We start from the raw sequence: 17305 nt of genomic DNA on the forward strand, positions 1-17305 counted from the left end.
ACTAATCCTCAGGCCTACCTAGATAAACATCAATAACTTTTTGGTCCTTTTGTATAGTTTCCATTGTCCCCTCGCATAATACTGTGCCTTGATTTAATACTGAAACATTACTATCAAGTCTTCTTATAAATTCCATATCGTGATCTATTACAACTACAGTATTTTCTCCTGATAATGATTTTAATAAATCAGCTGTAAGATCAGTTTCTTCATCAGTTAAACCAGCAACAGGTTCATCAACTAACATTAAATCTGGCTTCTGTCCTACTAACATGGCTATCTCGAGCCATTGTTTTTGGCCATGTGATAAAGAACCAGCTTTAGAATCAACTTTTTGAGCCAAATTGATAATCTTCATAAGACGTTCAATCTCATTAAGCTGCTCATCCTTAATACTTTTATTTATAAGGTTTAAGGGACTTTTAGGAGTTGACACTGATATTTCAAGGTTTTCTTTAACTGTTAGATTTTCAAAGATTCTTGGACTTTGGAACTTTCTTCCCACTCCAAGTCGAGCAATCTTATGCTCCTTTCTACCTACTAAAGATTTTCCTTTGAAAATTACTTCACCTTTTGTTGGCTTAACCTTTCCAGTTATTACATCAAGAAATGTTGTTTTACCTGCCCCGTTGGGTCCTATTACAGCTCTTAATTCTCCTTTCTTTAAATTTAAATTAAGTTTGTTGAGAGCTAAAAAACCCTCGAAACTAACAGTAATATCTATTAAATTTAGAAGATCTTTATTATTCATTATTACCCTCCTTATTGTTAACTTCTAAGCTTGGATAGGTTTCAATCTTCCTTTTCATGCCAAATCTTTGAAGAAGATTCCTAGGGCCATCTCCTTGAATCCATCCTAAAACTCCCTCTGGCAGAGCTGTTACAACTAAGATAAATAACCCACCTTGGATAAACATCCAGCTAGCAGGTAAAGCTTCACTTACTAAACTTTTTGCATAGTTGATGAAAACTGCTCCTAGTATTGCTCCCAATAAAGTCCCCCTACCTCCAACAGCAACCCATATAACCATTTCTATAGAAAAGGGAACTGTCATAAATTGTGGTGATACTATTCCAGACTGAACAGTATATAAAGCTCCCGAAATTCCAGCGAGACCTCCAGCAATAGAAAATATTATAGTCTTGAATATAACTGGGTTATATCCTGTAAACCTAACTCTTGGTTCATCATCTCGTATTCCTATAAGAATATTTCCAAATCTTCCTCTAACTACCCACTTTGCAAAAAACCATGCGGCTATTACTAGTATGGCCGTTATCCAAAAGAATATTCTTTGCATGGACTCAGAACCTACCATCTGACCAAATAGTTGTGTTACATCTGTTTTTAATCCATTTGTTCCATTAATTAGTTTTTGTTGTCCATTAAAGAAGTTAAAGAATACAAGAAGAGAAGCTTGAGTAAGTATAGAAAAATAAACCCCTTTGATTCGATTCCTGAAAACAAGAAATCCAATTAAACCCGCAATCAATGCTGGAATTATCCAGATAGCGAAGAAGGTGAAAATTGGCGATTTAAACGGTTCCCAGAAAAAAGGCAATTTTTCAACACCATATAAAGCAAAAAATTCAGGAATATTATTTGGGAATTCAGAAGAGCTGGTTATTTGCAAATACATTGCTGCGCAATATCCACCTAATGCAAAAAATATTCCTTGTCCAAGACTTAGTAAACCTGTATATCCCCAGATAAGATCTACACCAAGAGCAACTATGGACAAAGATAAGTATCTACCAAGAAGATTTAGTCTAAATACAGGGAGTAAGGTTGGTGCTGCAATAATTAGAGCTATTAATATTATCCAGAATGATAATACTATTTTTCTATCAAATTTAAATTTACTTAGAGACATTAGTTTTCCACCATCCTGCCTTTTTGAGGAAATAAACCAGTGGGTTTAAATTGCAAGAATATAACTATTAATGCAAATATCATTACTCTTGCCATACTTGTTGTTGCGAAAAAGTTGATTGTGTTTGATAGTGGTAAAGGCATATCTGGCCATATTGATAAGAGCCTTCCAGCTCCAATTAAATCCGTCATTATTCCAATTCCAAAGGAAGCTAGTACTGTACCTAATAAATTTCCTACTCCTCCCAGCACTACAACCATAAAACAACCAACTATATAATTTCCGCCAACATTTGGTCCTACAGAACCTAATAGTGATACGGCTACTCCAGCAACTCCTGCTAAGCCAGATCCTATTCCGAAGGTAATTATATCCACTTTTTCAGTAGATATCCCAAGGCAGTCACTCATTTGTCGGTTCTGAGTAACTGCTCTAATACGCATCCCCCAAGCACTTTGATTAAGAAATAATGTAATTGCTATTACAGAGACAAGTGTAATTACAATTATCATTAATCTTGTTTTAGGAAATGCAGTTCCTAAAATTTCTACCTGACCTCTCATCCATGAGGGAGCTGTTACATCAACATTACGAGCACTCGCTCTACTTAGTTTGCTTACAGTGGATGAAATAACGCTACCGGTGAGAACCCCAGTTAAAGCAGCCAATATCCAAGAACTAAATTTAAAATATTTGAAATTTATTGATTCTTTTATTTTTGGTGGAAAAGTTGCTGGTAAAAATAAACCAATTATAAGGCTTATAACTAGACCGGTCCCATAAGCCAATGGTACACTTCTGACAAATTGTTGAAGAATTAAACTAACGCCCCAAGTGGCGAGAAGAGTTTCTAGTGGACTTCCATAAAGCTTCCTTATTATAGTTTTTTCCAGGAGAATGCCGACTATTCCACTAACAATAAATGCAAGGAAAATTGAAACTATTATGTATGAATTATAGAAGGGTTTTAATATAGGTAATTTGAAAATTAATTGTGTAACGTATGTTGTGTAAGCTCCAAGCATCATAAGTTCACCATGGGCAAGATTAATAACACCCATGAGACCAAAAACAATCGCAAGGCCTAATGCAGCAACAAGTAGTACAGATCCGATCGCAACACCATTAAAAAGACTGTCGAGAAGTAACTCCAATTTGAAAATGAAAATATTTGTTTATATAAAATAAAAGGAGGTGTTAACCTCCTTTTATTTTGAAGCATAGGTTTTAATTAAATTAAAGCTTATACTTTTCACCTTTTGAAGGATCTGTCCAATCGCATGCAAATCCTTTTGAGCTTGGATGCTTTTGGTTCCATGCTTGAGGAAGAACAACTCCTGTCTCTTCAAGAATTGTAAAGCCACCCTCTGCATTAATCTCTCCAATTCTTACTGTTTGAGATAAGTGATGATTAGGCATAACTTCAACTGGACCTTGTGGGGCATCAAACTTTTGTCCAACTAGGGCTTCTCTAACAGCGTTGTCGTCGAAAGTTCCAGCATCTTCAACTGCTTGTTTCCATAAGTAAACCATGTTATAAGCAGATTCTTGAGGGTCAGCTACAACACGATCTGCTCCCCATCTTTTCTTGAAACTTTTAGCAAATTTCTTAGATGCAGGAGTATCAATTGACATCATGTAGTTCCAAGCGCCATAGTGACCTTCAAGGAACTCAGGACCAATTGTACTAATCTCTTCTTCAGCAATTGAATAGTTCATTACGTAGTAGCCACTCGAAGGTGTGATACCCGCGTCTTGAATCTGTTTGAAGAATGCAACGTTTTGATCACCATTAAGTGTATTAATGATTATTCCTCCTTCAGGAAGCGCCTTCTTGATTTTTGAGATAATTGGAGCAACCTCAGTATTTCCTAATGGAAGGTAATCTTCTCCAACAACTTTACCTCCTAATTGTTTTACCTGAGCTTTTGTGATTGTGTTGGAAGTTCTTGGGAAAACATAATCAGAACCTACAAGGAAGAAATCTCCACCAGCTGCTGGAGAACGCTTATACATGAAATCTGTAGCGGGTTCTGACTGTTGGTTTGGTGTAGCTCCAGTGTAGAAAATGTTGTTAGAACATTCTTGGGCTTCATATTGAATTGGGTAGTAAAGGAAAGCATCCTTTGATTCGTAGACTGGTAACATTGCCTTTCTACTAGCAGATGTCCAACCACCAAATACGACAGGAACTCCGTCTTGATCTATAAGTTTCTTAGATTTTTCAGCAAAAGTTGGCCAATCAGATGCACCATCTTCAACTATGTATTCTATTTTGTAGCTTTTACCGCCAACCATTACACCACCAGCAGCATTTATCTCTTCAATAGCCATTTTTTCAGTATCAACAAGGGTTGATTCAGAAATTGCCATTGTTCCAGATAACGAATGCAAAATACCAACGGTAACCGTGTCGTCGAAACTTCCGGAGGTTCCACCTCCACCGCATGAAGTTGCTGTGACAGCAAGTGAGGCAGTAGCTAATCCTGCCAAAATACGCCTTGAAATTCTCATGAATTAGGATAAATTAGGTAATTGACCCTCATTAGGGGGATAAAGTAAAAGTTATTAACGAGTGAGGATTCGTTTTGTATCAGTCGTAACTTTTTGTTGAATCCAATATATAACAAATAATTATTTTGCTAGTTTCGATTTTTGGGTATATGGGATTCTAGAAATTTAGTTATTTCTTCAATACCTTTGCCTTTACTAAGGTTGGTGAAAAACCAAGGTTTCCCTTTTCTCATAAATTCCGTATCACTTTTCATAATATTTAAATCTGCACCAACCATATCTGCTAAGTCAATTTTGTTTATTAATAATAAATCTGACCTTGTGATCCCTGGTCCACCTTTTCTAGGAATTTTGTCTCCAGCAGATACATCTATCACATATATTGATAAATCTACAAGTTCTGGGCTAAAACTAGATGCTAAATTATCACCTCCACTTTCTACAAAAACAAAATCTAAAGGATTATATTTATTTTCTAAATCTAAAACTGCATTTTTATTTAAGGAACAATCCTCTCTTATCGCTGTATGAGGACAACCTCCTGTCTCTACACCAACAATCCTTCCTTCCTCTAAAACTTTTTTATTTATTAGAAAGTTAGCATCTTCTTTAGTGTATATATCATTGGTGACAACTGCTATCTCATAATTTATTTTTAGGCTTAAGCATAGATTCTCTACTAATGCAGTTTTCCCTGAGCCTACAGGCCCAGCAACTCCTACTCTCAATTTGCTGCTCATAAATTAATTTCTAAAAAGTTTTGTATAAAGGTCATTATGATTTTGTTGTGCCATAGCTAAACCTACATTGCCAAAATAGATGTCATTAAATTCTTTGTCCATAATTTCTTTAGAAACTTTTGAAATTATTGCTAATAAATCTCTCTGAATTAATTGTGCTTTTGTTGAACCAATAGGAATAATTCTCAATGCTGCACTAAGTTGGTTCGCACTCCACGAGTAGAAAAAATTCTCAACCATTTCTAACTTCGTAATTTCAAAACAATAACAAGCCCAACTCCACGCTAAAGGCCAGGAGTTTTTTTTATTTTTTTTATAAAGATATTCAAATCCAAATTCTTTGTTTAGATCAAAGAGAGATTTTGCCATTTGAGTTTGTTGTTCTCTCATTTCGACAGAGTCTTTTGATGAGAGGATCCATTTATCCAAACTCAATAGGTTTTGCAAATTACTTTTTAAATTTTTGCCGTCGTTTAACTCGTTAAAAATATCAAAAAATTCTAATAATAGTCTAGCATCTAGTCTAATCTGGCCAATTTCTAGTTCACTTATGATTAATTCTTTTAACGAATTTGAATCTTTTAAATCTTTAGTAATTATGTAACTCTCTAATCCCTCCGAATAACAAAATCCTCCAACTGGTAAGTTAGGGCTTATTAATAAATATTTTAATAAGTGACTTTTACTCATGACTATGGGCACCTCTTTCCGGAAAAAATTTTTTCTTGGTATTTTTTACATCAACTTTAAAATTATGAAGCATATTTTCAATTACGTAATCACTTTTTGTTAGAAGAATGTCTTCTTCTATTTGTAGTTCTACATGCCTATTTCCTAAATGATAAGCAGTTTTAATAAGTTCAATTTTAAAATTTGAACTTATTTCAAGTAAATTTTCTTTTTTGGCAATTATCTCTACATAAAAATTGGACTCATTAGTTGAAAGAATATCTCCATCATTTAATTTGCCTTCTCTAGGTAATAGTAAGATTATTTCTTGATCACAATCGGTTAGTCTTTTACCTCTTAAAATTCTTCTTTCATCTGAACTTAGTGTAAGTTTTAAAAATGAACCTAATCTCGGTTTTTCCTTAATCCAATCAGTTACAACTATTTGTTTATTCATTCTCATAATCAAAATTTTTGGTTACTTTAATTTAGTAATTAAAGAAAACAATTTATGATTAAAACTCCTTGGGAAGGTAATTGTTTCTTAAATTTTTTTAATAATAAAGCAAGTTTAGGAAATCTTGATAAAACAATCTTTAAATCTAAATCAACTTCTCCTTACAAGTTATTAAAGTCTACTCATGATCAGGAGGGCAGATGCATTTTACCTGTTCTTCATACGGCAGGGGGATTGGTTGGAGGAGATTTACTTGAGTTTGAAGTGAATCTTGAAAAAAACTCTAAGGTTTTGTTGACAACTTCTTCAGCTCAGAAAGTATATGGATCTGTTGGGAGATCTAAAATAAATCCAAATGGAAGTTTTTCAAAGCAAAAAAATCTCATAAACATTCTTGATAATTCTCATTTGGAATATTTGCCTCAAGAAACCATTATCTTTGCAAATGGTTTATATGATCAAAAGTTTAAAGTATCAATTTCAGAAACTTCAAGTTTTTTATTTACGGATTTAATAAGACTTGGAAGATCTTCTTCCGGAGAATCTATTGAGAGTGGAGTTTTTAGGTCTAAATTAGAAATTATGAGAAATAATGATTTATATGATGATTGGGAATATGTTGATCAAATTGAATTATCTAAAGCAAGTTATGAGGCAAAGTCAGGTATGGATTACATGCCTGTTTTTGGATCATTAATTTGGATTTGCGAAAAAGATTTTTCCAAGTCAAAAATAAATAATCTTGTGGGAAATATAAAAAAGATTTTCAATGAAACTGATAATCATTTATCAATTGGAATCCTTGAAAATGGAATCTCTGTACGATTCCTAGGGAGTTCTTCTCAAGATGCTAGGAAATGTTTTTTTTGTATTTGGAAACAAATTAGGTCTGTTTGTGGATTTTCTGCGCCAAAATATCAAGGTGTATGGCCTTTACAAGATTCTATGAATTATTAATTATGTTCATAGAGAACCTTTTTTAAGAATTTATAGATTAATTTTTTATTATGCATCTTTCACCTCAAGAAAAGGATAAATTATTGATTTTTTCTGCTGCGCTTTTAGCTGAAAGAAGGCTGAATCGAGGTCTAAAGCTTAATTATCCTGAAACAATTGCTTTTTTGAGTTTTCAAGTTCTTGAAGGAGCTCGAGATGGAAAAAGTGTAAGTCAATTAATGTCAGAGGGAACTACCTGGCTTTCAAAATCACAAGTTATGGAGGGCATTCCTGAAATGGTTGATGAAGTTCAAATAGAAGCTGTTTTCCCTGATGGGACTAAATTAGTTACTATTCACAATCCGATTAATTAGTTATGAGTAATTTAATTCCTGGCGAAATAATTCCTGAACAAGGTGAAATTGAATTAAACCTTGGTAAGAAAGTTAAAACATTAACAGTTTCTAATTCTGGAGATAGACCTGTGCAAGTTGGATCGCATTATCATTTTTTTGAAGCTAATAAGGCTTTAATTTTTGATCGAGAATTAACACTTGGTATGCGCCTTGATATTCCTGCTGGAACAGCAATTAGATTTGAACCTGGAGATACGACAGATGTCAAATTAGTTCCCTATACAGGTTTAAGAACTGTATATGGTTTTAATTCATTAGTTAATGGTTCTTTAGATAATTAAAATTATGTCCTATAAAATTGATAGAAATACTTATGCTCAAACTTACGGTCCCACAACCGGGGATAGAGTAAGGCTTGCTGATACCGAACTCTTTATTGAAGTAGAAAAGGATTTAACTACTTACGGTGACGAAGTTAAATTCGGAGGAGGTAAAGTTATTCGAGATGGGATGGGACAATCTCAAGTAACAAGAGGAGATGGAGCTGTAGATACCGTAATAACTAATGCTTTGATCATAGATTGGTGGGGAATAATTAAGGCTGATGTCGGAATAAAAGATGGAAAGATTTTTGAAATCGGTAAGGCTGGTAATCCTGATATACAGGATAAAGTTGATATTGTTATTGGTGCATCAACAGAAGTAATAGCTGGAGAAGGCCATATTCTTACTGCAGGTTCAATAGATACTCACATTCACTTTATCTGTCCCCAACAAATTGAGACAGCACTAGCTTCAGGAATTACAACTATGTTAGGTGGAGGAACTGGACCTGCAACTGGCACAAATGCCACAACCTGTACTCCTGGATCTTTTCATATTTCTCGAATGCTTCAATCTGCAGAAGCGTTTCCGATGAACTTAGGATTTTTTGGTAAAGGAAATTCAACAAACGAAAGAAATCTTATTGATCAAGTTGAAGCTGGTGCATGTGGATTGAAACTTCATGAGGATTGGGGAACGACTCCTTCTACCATAAATTCATGTCTTAATGTTGCAGATAAATTTGATGTTCAAGTTTGTATTCATACTGATACTTTAAATGAGGCAGGCTTCGTTGAAGATACCATCAAGGCTATTGCTGGAAGAACAATTCATACTTTTCATACCGAAGGAGCTGGTGGAGGTCATGCGCCGGATATTATTAAAATTTGTGGAGAAAAAAATGTTCTTCCAAGCAGTACTAATCCAACAAGGCCCTATACGAGGAATACCTTAGAAGAGCACCTTGACATGCTAATGGTTTGTCATCATTTAGATTCTAAAATTCCAGAAGATATTGCATTTGCTGAATCAAGGATAAGAAGAGAAACTATTGCTGCGGAGGATATCTTACATGATATGGGCGCTTTCTCAATTATTGCTAGTGACTCTCAAGCTATGGGAAGAGTTGGTGAAGTAATAATAAGAACTTTTCAAACTGCTCATAAAATGAAAGTACAAAGGGGACCTCTATCACAGGATTCCGATAGGAACGATAATTACAGAGTTAAGAGATACATTTCTAAAGTCACAATTAACCCTGCAATAGCTCATGGTATTAATAAATACGTTGGGTCTATAGAAAAGGGAAAAATTGCAGATTTAGTATTGTGGAAACCTTCATTTTTTGCAGTTAAGCCTGAATTAGTTGTCAAAGGAGGTTCCATAGTTTGGTCTCAAATGGGAGATGCAAATGCTTCAATTCCAACTCCAGGACCTGTTATTGGTAGACCTATGTTTGCAAATTTTGGTAAATCCTTAACTAAGAGTTCTTTTACCTTTTTAAGTAAGAATTCAATAGATCAAGATATTCCAAAAAAATTAGGATTACAAAAAAACTGTATTGCTGTAGAAAATACAAGAAATATTGATAAATCACACTTAAAACTTAATAGTAAACTGCCTAATATTTCAGTTGATCCTCAAACTTACGAAGTTTTTTCCGATGGGGAACTTCTTACTTGTGAACCACTTGATGATGTTCCAATGGCTCAGCGTTACTTTTTGCTTTAGAAGTTTTTAATTAATTCTTTTTCAGTAGTTTTTATGTCTTTTGAGCCAGCAATGGCTAAATCATCCTGCAGTTTGTTCTCACAAGAGAGAACTCTTGACCAACTAGGTAACTGTTGTGTTGTAGGGCAAGCCAGGTAATCTTCTGTAGCAGGTCTCAATAGTTTCGCAAATTTTTGAACTGATAGCTCTTCTTCGTGCCTATCGTATGGAAGTTGATTTACTGCTGAATCTAAACCAAATTGCTTTACCCTATCTTCTCCAACTCTTTTATAAAGAACTTCTAAAGTTGCTAATTGAGTGCTAGTCAATGTTTCCGCTTGATGCTCCATGAGACCTCTTAAAACACTTGAAAGTATTTCTGTACACATTTTTTGCAATCCTTCTTTAGAAGAATCACCTATGTTCTTATGTTTATGATCAAACAGACCAAGGTCAACCTGAGCTATTTTGGACGTTCTTACGTTTCTATAAACTTCTGATAATAAACCTATCTCTAAACCCCAGTCACAAGGAATTCGTAAATTCATAGCTAGGTCTTTAGTGAAAGCAAACTCACCTGCTAATGGATATCTAAATGATTGAAGATATTGTAAAAAGGGACCCTTCCCAACTAACTGCTCAAGACTTGCCAATAAGGGGCCTACAAATAATCTTGTTGCTCTGCCTTGCAATTGATTTGTCTCTAAGGATAACCTGCTGTAAAAAGCTTTTACATATGATATTCCATATGATTCATCTAGAAGTGGAAGTATCATTCTTGAAGGATATAAAGGGCTAAAAGTTCTTATATCAGCATCAAAAAGAGCGACTACTTCTGATTTTCTTGTTGCAACTCCTATGCCTTGCCAGACAGCCCATCCTTTACCTGGAGTTCCTAAAAGTTCTAACCCATTTTTTTCTTGGCTTTTTAACAGCTCTATTACAGAGGGTGAATTAGTCCATTGAACGTGAACTGGAAATGGCATTGAGTCAAAAAATGATTTTGCTGCTTTAACTTGCTCAACAGTTTTTGCAGAGAGAGCAATAACTAATTCATTTAAGCCTGAAAGATCTTTTAAAACTTCTCTTATATCTTTTAATGCTGGACGCTCAAACTCTTCATATAAGCAAGGTATTAAAATGCTAGTTGATCTTTTTTTAAGACTTTTGTTTAATTCTTTAAGTAAATTTCTTGTAACTCCATATTCATGTATTGTTGTGATTAACCCTTGTTGAAAGTCCATTTTCTAATTGATGTGCAGAATAGTGTTAATACTTCGATGATTTTTTCAAAGTGAAGCAAATTGACTCAGAGAAAAAATTAGATAGATTAAAAATTTATAAATTGTTGAAAACAATTTATTCAGATAATACTACAGAAGAAATTAATTGTATTTCAAATCAATTATTACAGATTTTAGATGATTTCTCAGAGAAATCTGCTTATGAAGAAATAAGTAATAAAGAAAGGTGGAATGAATCTCATTCGGTTTTGATAACTTATGCAGATAACATTTACAAAAATGGGGAGCCAACATTAATTACTCTTCGAGATTTATTAAGCAATTATTTTGGCAGTCTTTCAAAGGTTGTACATATTCTTCCTTTTCTTAGATCTACAAGTGATGGAGGTTTTGCTGTTTCTAGTTATGAATCGTTAGAAGAGAAATTTGGTAGTTGGGAGGATCTTAAAAGTATTTCAAAAAATCATGATTTAATGGCTGATTTGGTTCTAAACCATATTTCATCATCTCATCCATGGGTTAAAGAATTTATTAAATCCCAAGAACCAGGTATATCAAATATTTTCTCACCGAATGAAAATCTTGACTGGTCAAATGTTGTTAGACCAAGAAGTTCATCTTTGTTTTCTCAAATAAATACTGAAGATGGTCCTAAAAAAGTATGGACAACTTTTGGTCCAGATCAAATTGATTTGAATTGGCATAATCCAAAAATGAATCTTGAGTTCTTAAATTTAATTATCACTTATTTATCGAATGGAATTAAATGGTTCAGACTAGATGCTGTAGGTTTTATTTGGAAAGAATCAGGGACAACATGTTTACATTTGCCAAAAGCACATTCGATTGTAAAAATTTTAAGAATTCTTTTAAATAATCTTCTTGATGATGGAGTTTTAATAACAGAAACCAACGTTCCTCAAAAAGAGAATCTGTCTTATCTTATTCCAGAAGATGAAGCCCATATGGCATATAATTTCCCATTGCCTCCTCTTTTACTGGAAGCAATTATTACTTCAAGAGCCGATATTCTAAACTCATGGATTTTTGATTGGCCAAATTTACCAGATAATACTACGCTTTTTAATTTCACCGCATCACATGATGGTGTGGGGTTAAGAGCACTTGAGGGTTTAATGAATGATCATAGAATTAAAGATTTATTGATTAATTGTGAGAAAAGAGGTGGACTAGTAAGCCATAGACGTTTATCAAATGGGGAGGATAAACCATATGAATTAAATATTAGTTGGTGGAGCGCAATGGAAGATTCAGGTAGAGATTCTAATCGATACCAATTTGAGAGGTTTATCTTGACTCAATTATTAGTTATGGCTTTAAAGGGGGTTCCTGCTTTTTATCTGCCAGCATTACTTGCTTCAGAAAATGATATAAAAAGTTTTTCTATGACAGGTCAAAGAAGAGATCTGAATAGAGAAAAATTTAAATCAGAAAATCTTCTATCTATTTTAAATAATCCTGAATCTAATGCTAGTAAAAACTTAAAATATCTTTGTGATGCTATGGATGTCAGATCAGAATTAAAGCAATTTCACCCTTGTTCGGAAATGGAATGTTTGTCTAAAGGTAGAAGTGATATTGTTGTAATCAAAAGAGGTAAAGGCTCTGAGTCTGTTTTCGCGATTCATAATATGACTGAAAATAAAATCAATTATCAATTGAATGATAATGATCTGCCAAAAATAATTGATAATGATTTCAATGCCTTAGATTTTTTAAAATCAACTAAATATAATTGGAAAAATATTAGTCTTGATCCTTTTCAAGTTATTTGGCTTAGAGCTTTATAAAAATGATAGATAATTCTTCTATTTGGGTAGTAAGTGATGTAGATGGTACTCTAATGGATCATTCTTATGATTTATCACCTGCTAAAGAAACTATAAAAAAACTACAAAAATTATCTATACCTGTAATTCTTTGCACAAGCAAGACGGCATCTGAAGTAAGGGTTATTAGGAAGGAACTAAATTTAACTGATCCCTATATTGTTGAAAATGGTGCAGCAATATATGGTGAATCTCTTGAAAAAGTTAATGGAGAAATTATTCTTGGAATACAATACGAATTTCTTGAAGAAATCATAAATTCTATTTCTAATGAAATTGATTACAAACTTATTCCTCTAAATAATCTTAATGATCAAGAAGCAACTCAGCTAACAGGTTTAAAAGGTAACTCTTTGAAATTAATGCGTGATAGACACTGGAGCTTGCCTTTTTTAAATCCGCCAAGTACTTTAGAAGAAAAAATTAATATTTGCTGTAAAAAATTTAAGGTTGATGTTTTCAAGGGAAATAGAATGAGTCACTTATTATCTACAAAATCGAATAAAGGTAAAGCTATAAATGCTCTTAAAGAATATTCAAATATTCAAAATATTGAAATTATAGGTTTGGGTGATTCTCCAAATGATTTACCTCTTCTTTTAAACTCAGATATTAAAATTGTTATCCCAGGAATAGATGGACCTAATCTAAATTTACTAGATCAATTAAAAGATTTTGAATTTACTTTAGCTTCTGAACCAAATGGATATGGTTGGAAAAATGAAATTAATAGATTAATTAATAAACGAGAACTAAGTTAGAAGGATGAAGGATTTAGATATTAATTTTCCTCATGATAAATTTGAAAAATTAATTATTGATATTGGTTGGGAATCCTTGGATGATTGGTTCAATTTTTGGAATAATCAAATAAACATTCTTTCAATTGAGCAATATTGGAACAATAAAGTGAATGATGATTGGATTTGGGGTTTGGCTTTACCTCTTTTATCTCAGGCATATAAATTTCAAAAAAATCTTTCTGATAGAAAAATAATTGGGATCTCAGCTCTACCTGGTACAGGTAAAACAACATTAGGTAAATGGCTCGAAGCCATATCGTTAAAATTAAATTTCAAAATTGCGGTTATTTCAATTGACGACTTTTATCTACCATCAGATGAAATGGAATTAGCAATTAAAAATAACCCTTGGAATGTCTCAAGAGGGTTTCCTGGTAGTCATTCAGTAAATTTAATGCATGAGAAATTATTAAATTGGAAGATAAATGGAGAATTAAATGTACCAGTTTTCGATAAATCTTTAAGAAATGGTTTAGGAGATAGATCTCATTGGAGATCAGATTATCCTGATTTATTAATTCTTGAAGGATGGTTTTTGGGAATCAAACCTTACTCTTTTGACCTAAATCATCAATCTATAAATACATTAAATTTGAGTCTAAAAGAATCTTCTTATATATTTAAAATTCAAAATAACCTAAAAGAATATTTAGATATTTGGAATTTAATAGATAATATTTGGCACATAAAGCCCTTGAAGATTGAATATATGAATATATGGAAAAAACATCAGGAAAAAGAAATGTTTTTACAAAAAGGTAAAGCCCTTCAAGATGAAAAATTATCCAATTTCTTGAGAATGCTTAATGTCTCAATTCCTCATAAAAGTTTTGATTTTATAAAATCTTATGCGCTTTTATTAATTGATCAAGAAAGAAATTTAGTTGAGGCTGGATTGAATTCGTAGAATTTTCTAAATATCTTTTTTTTCAGTAATTTTTTATACATTTTTTTTGGATCAAAATGGTGTTTAATTGATAATATTTTGCTTTTGAAGGATGGTTGAGTTTTCTTACAAAAATGAAGGATGTAGAATGGTTGTTTTGAGATGCATTGGCCCATCAAATTTTTTCTTAGAGAGAGTTTTATTTCCAACTGACATTCTTACTTTTATGGCTCCAAATGATTCGAGAGTTGAAATCTGGGGAAATGAATTATATGGCCCTAAGTTGGAAGAGAGAATAAGAATTTCTGCAGATAATGAAGATTCGACTTTAGTAGCATAGAACTGATTCCCTTTAATTGTCTTCGAGTCAAAATTTTTTACAAATACCTTTTTTTTATTGATATTATCTAACTAGTTTTAGTTTTTTAGATGTATTATTTTTCTTCCTTTGCAATTGGAGGTTTTGTTCCTTCTGCAGCTGTAGCTGGGGTGTTACTCTTGGTTGGTTTAGGAGCCTTTTTTTATCTTGGTATTAAAGGACCTACAGATTATTAAAGCTAACATATCAACAAATAGTAATTTTAATTTTTCATAACCTTATTAAATAAGTTAAAACAATGGATTTAACAACTATTTTATTCATAATAAGCTTGCCTTTCGTTTTATTAACAGCTTATTTTGGGACAAAAAATGATTTTTACGAAAGTGAAAACTATAAAGGAGATGGTTGTGCCCACGATGTAAAAAGGTAACTTTATTATTAATTTTCTCTAATTATACAAACCATCTAATATCAAATCCCCAAACAGATTCATATTTTTCTTTAAAATTTTTGCTCCTGCATTTTTAAAAGTATCTAGATCTATAATTTGAAGAGATTTTATCGAGATTTTTGTCATTACAATAATTTCTGGTCTTATAGTTAACCTTACTCTAGAGGTTCCAAGGTTTTAGCAATAGTTAGCTTTTCGGAATCAGAAAACCTTGAATAAAAAGAAAAAAAGATATTAAAGTAGATATTTTTTAATTTTTTTATATGTATTTTTAATTCTAAAATGTAAATTGCTATTAATTAATTAGGTAATTTAATAATATTTTGGAATATTTAAAATTTATTTTATATGGCTTAATTCAAGGCTTGACTGAATTTATTCCTGTAAGTAGTACAGCTCATTTAAAAGTTATATCTCTTTTTTTAGGTATTGATGATCCTGGCGCATCTTTGTCAGCTACTATTCAAATTGGAAGTGTTTTAGCCATAGGTTGGTATTTTAAGAATGATATTTTTAATTTCAGAAGTCAATCTTCCAAAAAATTTCTTGAAAATCTCCATCATGAACGGTTATTAGGTTCTATTTTGGTTGGTACTATCCCAATTGTTTTACTTGGTGGCAGTATAAAAATATTTATCCCTTATTTTTTTGATAACATTCTCCGTTCAAATTTATCAATAGCATTAGTCTCATTTCTAATGGCTTTTTTTATGTACTTAGCAGATAGTGCGAAAAGAGGATCTATTAATATTAAAAACCATAATTATTCAGATAGTTTTTTGATAGGTTTATTTCAAGCATTTGCTATTTTTCCTGGTGTTTCAAGATCGGGTGTTACTATATCTACTGCTCTAATATCAGGATGGGAAAGAAGAGATGCTGCGAAATTTTCTTTTCTTTTGGGTATACCAGCTATCTCACTTGCAGCGATTGTTGAGTTTATTTCTTCTTTTAAAGAAATTTATTCATTAGGTTTTCTTCCTTTTTTTGTTGGCCTTGTTACGACATTTTTGTCGTCTTTATTAGCTATAGATTTCTTATTAAAGTATTTTTCTTCAAATGGGTTGAAAATATTCATTATATATAGAGTAATTTTTGGTGTTGTAATTCTTTTGTATTTATAGTTGACTGTAAAAAATTTTTGCAATTGTGGTAAGGTTTAGAAAAATTCTTTCTAATGAATATTTTTATATCTTTCCAACTAGGTGAAGTAGAAGTTTCAAATTTTACTATACTTATTTTAGCTTTTTTTTCTTCTTTTACATTTATTGCTGTAGGTATAAGTTCATATAAACTATACAAATCTCTTATAAATGATGAGGATAAGTAATCGGAACGGCGGGATTTGAACCCACGACCCCCACTACCCCAAAGTGGTGCGCTACCAAACTGCGCTACGCCCCGTCTCTTAACTATAAAGATAAGATTGATTTAAATGTTATTCTTTATAGGATTGTTATCAGATCTCAATACACACTTATCAACTTCCCAATTAAACTTTTCCCATATATGGTCTTTTAATTTATAGTTGCATCCATTAAAAAATCCTAACTTAACTTTTGTAGGAGAAGCAGAACAGTACTGCCTGCTTCCAGCAGATGCAAGATATTGTTGATGGTATTGTTCTGCATAAAAATATGAATCAATCATTTTTATTTCCGTTTCAATTAAGCCAAGATTTTTTGTGTTTAATTCCTTTTGATATTGTTCCTTACTGGCTAATATGATTTTAAAATTATCTTCTTTTGTATAGTATATTGCAGATCTATATTGAGTTCCCATATCATTACCTTGTCTGTTTTTTTGAGTAGGGTCATGACATTCCCAAAACATTTTTAATAAATCACTTATATCTATTTCCCTTTTATCCCATATAACTCTTACAACTTCTGAATGACCAGTTAAGCCGGAACATACTTCATAGTAAGTTGGATTACTTTTTTTGCCACCAGCATAACCTACGGAAGTTGTTATAACTCCAGGAAGTTTCCAAAAACATTTTTCAGCTCCCCAGAAACAACCACATCCAAAAATTATTTCATCTTCATGTATATTAGGATCTTTTTTTATATCTGTTTTTAATACCCTATGTAGTGGATGAGCATTGTTAGCTGAATTTACCCCTTCATTACTCATAATTTTTTTCAGGAATTGAAGCATATTTTAAAT

The 17305-nt window shown here is 32.4% G+C and carries 21 protein-coding genes and 1 tRNA gene; 12 read left to right on the forward strand and 10 right to left on the reverse strand.

What is annotated here, in order from left to right; translation table 11 throughout:
* Window position 1: 1 nt before the first annotated feature.
* From urtD to ureE, 7 genes are all read right to left on the reverse strand, one after another.
* Window positions 2-751, reverse strand: a complete 750-nt coding sequence (gene urtD / locus HA148_RS04250) for an urea ABC transporter ATP-binding protein UrtD (RefSeq protein WP_209130481.1) — start codon at window positions 749-751, stop codon at window positions 2-4.
* Window positions 744-1874 carry an urea ABC transporter permease subunit UrtC gene (gene urtC / locus HA148_RS04255; RefSeq protein WP_209130483.1) on the reverse strand — a complete coding sequence of 377 codons (1131 nt, stop codon included), beginning with the start codon at window positions 1872-1874 and terminating at the stop codon, window positions 744-746. The genes urtD and urtC overlap by 8 nt, the downstream gene beginning before the upstream one ends.
* Complete coding sequence (urtB, locus tag HA148_RS04260; protein WP_209130486.1) at window positions 1874-3028, reverse strand: urea ABC transporter permease subunit UrtB; 1155 nt, start codon at window positions 3026-3028, stop codon at window positions 1874-1876. Before urtB ends, urtC begins: the two co-directional genes overlap by 1 nt.
* A gap of 82 nt (window positions 3029-3110) precedes the next feature.
* Entirely contained in the window at window positions 3111-4388 is a 1278-nt protein-coding gene (gene urtA / locus HA148_RS04265; protein WP_209130488.1) for an urea ABC transporter substrate-binding protein, read from the reverse strand.
* 128 nt (window positions 4389-4516) lie between these two features.
* Window positions 4517-5128, reverse strand: coding sequence for an urease accessory protein UreG (ureG, locus tag HA148_RS04270; RefSeq protein ID WP_209130490.1), 612 nt, complete (start codon window positions 5126-5128; stop codon window positions 4517-4519).
* A 3-nt stretch (window positions 5129-5131) separates the two neighbouring features.
* Window positions 5132-5818, reverse strand: coding sequence for an urease accessory protein UreF (locus HA148_RS04275; RefSeq protein WP_209130492.1), 687 nt, complete (start codon window positions 5816-5818; stop codon window positions 5132-5134).
* Entirely contained in the window at window positions 5811-6260 is a 450-nt protein-coding gene (gene ureE, locus HA148_RS04280) for an urease accessory protein UreE (RefSeq protein ID WP_209130494.1), read from the reverse strand. The genes HA148_RS04275 and ureE overlap by 8 nt, the downstream gene beginning before the upstream one ends.
* Before the next feature lie 48 nt (window positions 6261-6308).
* Between ureE and HA148_RS04285 the strand changes: the two genes are divergently transcribed.
* Genes HA148_RS04285 through ureC form a run of 4 tightly spaced genes read left to right on the forward strand, consistent with a single transcriptional unit; the run spans window position 6309 to window position 9601 of the window.
* Window positions 6309-7211 (forward strand): urease accessory protein UreD, encoded by a 903-nt coding sequence (locus tag HA148_RS04285; protein ID WP_209130496.1) that lies wholly within the window; start codon window positions 6309-6311, stop codon window positions 7209-7211.
* 50 nt (window positions 7212-7261) lie between these two features.
* Window positions 7262-7564, forward strand: coding sequence for an urease subunit gamma (locus tag HA148_RS04290; RefSeq protein ID WP_025924424.1), 303 nt, complete (start codon window positions 7262-7264; stop codon window positions 7562-7564).
* Between the two features lie 2 nt (window positions 7565-7566).
* Complete coding sequence (locus HA148_RS04295) at window positions 7567-7887, forward strand: urease subunit beta (protein ID WP_209130499.1); 321 nt, start codon at window positions 7567-7569, stop codon at window positions 7885-7887.
* 4 nt (window positions 7888-7891) lie between these two features.
* Complete coding sequence (ureC, locus tag HA148_RS04300) at window positions 7892-9601, forward strand: urease subunit alpha (RefSeq protein WP_209130501.1); 1710 nt, start codon at window positions 7892-7894, stop codon at window positions 9599-9601.
* Here ureC and HA148_RS04305 read toward each other — a convergent pair.
* Complete coding sequence (locus tag HA148_RS04305; RefSeq protein WP_209130503.1) at window positions 9598-10824, reverse strand: glycosyl transferase; 1227 nt, start codon at window positions 10822-10824, stop codon at window positions 9598-9600. The two genes, ureC and HA148_RS04305, sit on opposite strands and share 4 nt — an antisense overlap.
* A gap of 50 nt (window positions 10825-10874) precedes the next feature.
* Here HA148_RS04305 and HA148_RS04310 point away from each other — a divergent pair, with 50 nt between their 5' ends.
* From HA148_RS04310 to HA148_RS04335, 8 genes are all read left to right on the forward strand, one after another.
* Window positions 10875-12635 carry a sugar phosphorylase gene (locus HA148_RS04310; RefSeq protein WP_209130505.1) on the forward strand — a complete coding sequence of 587 codons (1761 nt, stop codon included), beginning with the start codon at window positions 10875-10877 and terminating at the stop codon, window positions 12633-12635.
* A gap of 2 nt (window positions 12636-12637) precedes the next feature.
* Window positions 12638-13435 carry a mannosyl-3-phosphoglycerate phosphatase-related protein YedP gene (gene yedP / locus HA148_RS04315; RefSeq protein ID WP_209130507.1) on the forward strand — a complete coding sequence of 266 codons (798 nt, stop codon included), beginning with the start codon at window positions 12638-12640 and terminating at the stop codon, window positions 13433-13435.
* A gap of 4 nt (window positions 13436-13439) precedes the next feature.
* Window positions 13440-14384 carry a kinase gene (locus tag HA148_RS04320; protein WP_209130509.1) on the forward strand — a complete coding sequence of 315 codons (945 nt, stop codon included), beginning with the start codon at window positions 13440-13442 and terminating at the stop codon, window positions 14382-14384.
* Between the two features lie 91 nt (window positions 14385-14475).
* Complete coding sequence (locus HA148_RS04325) at window positions 14476-14703, forward strand: DUF1830 domain-containing protein (protein ID WP_011862870.1); 228 nt, start codon at window positions 14476-14478, stop codon at window positions 14701-14703.
* A gap of 89 nt (window positions 14704-14792) precedes the next feature.
* Window positions 14793-14918 (forward strand): hypothetical protein, encoded by a 126-nt coding sequence (locus HA148_RS09615; protein ID WP_257471534.1) that lies wholly within the window; start codon window positions 14793-14795, stop codon window positions 14916-14918.
* A gap of 62 nt (window positions 14919-14980) precedes the next feature.
* A complete protein-coding gene (locus tag HA148_RS09620) occupies window positions 14981-15115 on the forward strand; it encodes a hypothetical protein (protein WP_257471535.1) in 135 nt (44 codons plus the stop codon).
* Between the two features lie 344 nt (window positions 15116-15459).
* The gene (locus HA148_RS04330; RefSeq protein WP_209130511.1) at window positions 15460-16260 is read left to right on the forward strand and encodes an undecaprenyl-diphosphate phosphatase; all 801 of its coding nucleotides are present in this window, start codon (window positions 15460-15462) and stop codon (window positions 16258-16260) included.
* Window positions 16261-16313: 53 nt separating this feature from the next.
* A complete protein-coding gene (locus tag HA148_RS04335) occupies window positions 16314-16466 on the forward strand; it encodes a hypothetical protein (RefSeq protein WP_209130513.1) in 153 nt (50 codons plus the stop codon).
* Here the strand turns inward: HA148_RS04335 and HA148_RS04340 are convergent.
* Window positions 16467-16540, reverse strand: a tRNA-Pro gene (locus HA148_RS04340).
* 27 nt (window positions 16541-16567) lie between these two features.
* Entirely contained in the window at window positions 16568-17296 is a 729-nt protein-coding gene (msrA, locus tag HA148_RS04345; RefSeq protein WP_209130515.1) for a peptide-methionine (S)-S-oxide reductase MsrA, read from the reverse strand.
* Window positions 17297-17305 lie beyond the last annotated feature (9 nt).

The organism is Prochlorococcus marinus XMU1405 (assembly GCF_017696275.1).
GTDB classification, from domain to species: Bacteria; Cyanobacteriota; Cyanobacteriia; order PCC-6307; family Cyanobiaceae; genus Prochlorococcus_A; species Prochlorococcus_A marinus_AB.

Excerpts from the sequence above, each read along its gene's own strand:
- HA148_RS04305 (WP_209130503.1), bottom strand. The coding sequence starts at position 10,824 with ATGGACTTTCAACAAGGGTTAATCACAACAATACATGAATATGGAGTT.
- HA148_RS09620 (WP_257471535.1), top strand. The coding sequence starts at position 14,981 with ATGGATTTAACAACTATTTTATTCATAATAAGCTTGCCTTTCGTTTTA.
- msrA (WP_209130515.1), bottom strand. The coding sequence starts at position 17,296 with ATGCTTCAATTCCTGAAAAAAATTATGAGTAATGAAGGGGTAAATTCA.
- urtC (WP_209130483.1), bottom strand. The coding sequence starts at position 1,874 with ATGTCTCTAAGTAAATTTAAATTTGATAGAAAAATAGTATTATCATTC.
- HA148_RS04290 (WP_025924424.1), top strand. The coding sequence starts at position 7,262 with ATGCATCTTTCACCTCAAGAAAAGGATAAATTATTGATTTTTTCTGCT.
- HA148_RS04295 (WP_209130499.1), top strand. The coding sequence starts at position 7,567 with ATGAGTAATTTAATTCCTGGCGAAATAATTCCTGAACAAGGTGAAATT.
- HA148_RS04335 (WP_209130513.1), top strand. The coding sequence starts at position 16,314 with ATGAATATTTTTATATCTTTCCAACTAGGTGAAGTAGAAGTTTCAAAT.
- yedP (WP_209130507.1), top strand. The coding sequence starts at position 12,638 with ATGATAGATAATTCTTCTATTTGGGTAGTAAGTGATGTAGATGGTACT.
- ureE (WP_209130494.1), bottom strand. The coding sequence starts at position 6,260 with ATGAGAATGAATAAACAAATAGTTGTAACTGATTGGATTAAGGAAAAA.
- ureG (WP_209130490.1), bottom strand. The coding sequence starts at position 5,128 with ATGAGCAGCAAATTGAGAGTAGGAGTTGCTGGGCCTGTAGGCTCAGGG.
- ureC (WP_209130501.1), top strand. The coding sequence starts at position 7,892 with ATGTCCTATAAAATTGATAGAAATACTTATGCTCAAACTTACGGTCCC.
- HA148_RS04275 (WP_209130492.1), bottom strand. The coding sequence starts at position 5,818 with ATGAGTAAAAGTCACTTATTAAAATATTTATTAATAAGCCCTAACTTA.
- HA148_RS04325 (WP_011862870.1), top strand. The coding sequence starts at position 14,476 with ATGGTTGAGTTTTCTTACAAAAATGAAGGATGTAGAATGGTTGTTTTG.
- urtA (WP_209130488.1), bottom strand. The coding sequence starts at position 4,388 with ATGAGAATTTCAAGGCGTATTTTGGCAGGATTAGCTACTGCCTCACTT.
- urtD (WP_209130481.1), bottom strand. The coding sequence starts at position 751 with ATGAATAATAAAGATCTTCTAAATTTAATAGATATTACTGTTAGTTTC.
- HA148_RS04285 (WP_209130496.1), top strand. The coding sequence starts at position 6,309 with ATGATTAAAACTCCTTGGGAAGGTAATTGTTTCTTAAATTTTTTTAAT.
- HA148_RS04320 (WP_209130509.1), top strand. The coding sequence starts at position 13,440 with ATGAAGGATTTAGATATTAATTTTCCTCATGATAAATTTGAAAAATTA.
- HA148_RS09615 (WP_257471534.1), top strand. The coding sequence starts at position 14,793 with ATGTATTATTTTTCTTCCTTTGCAATTGGAGGTTTTGTTCCTTCTGCA.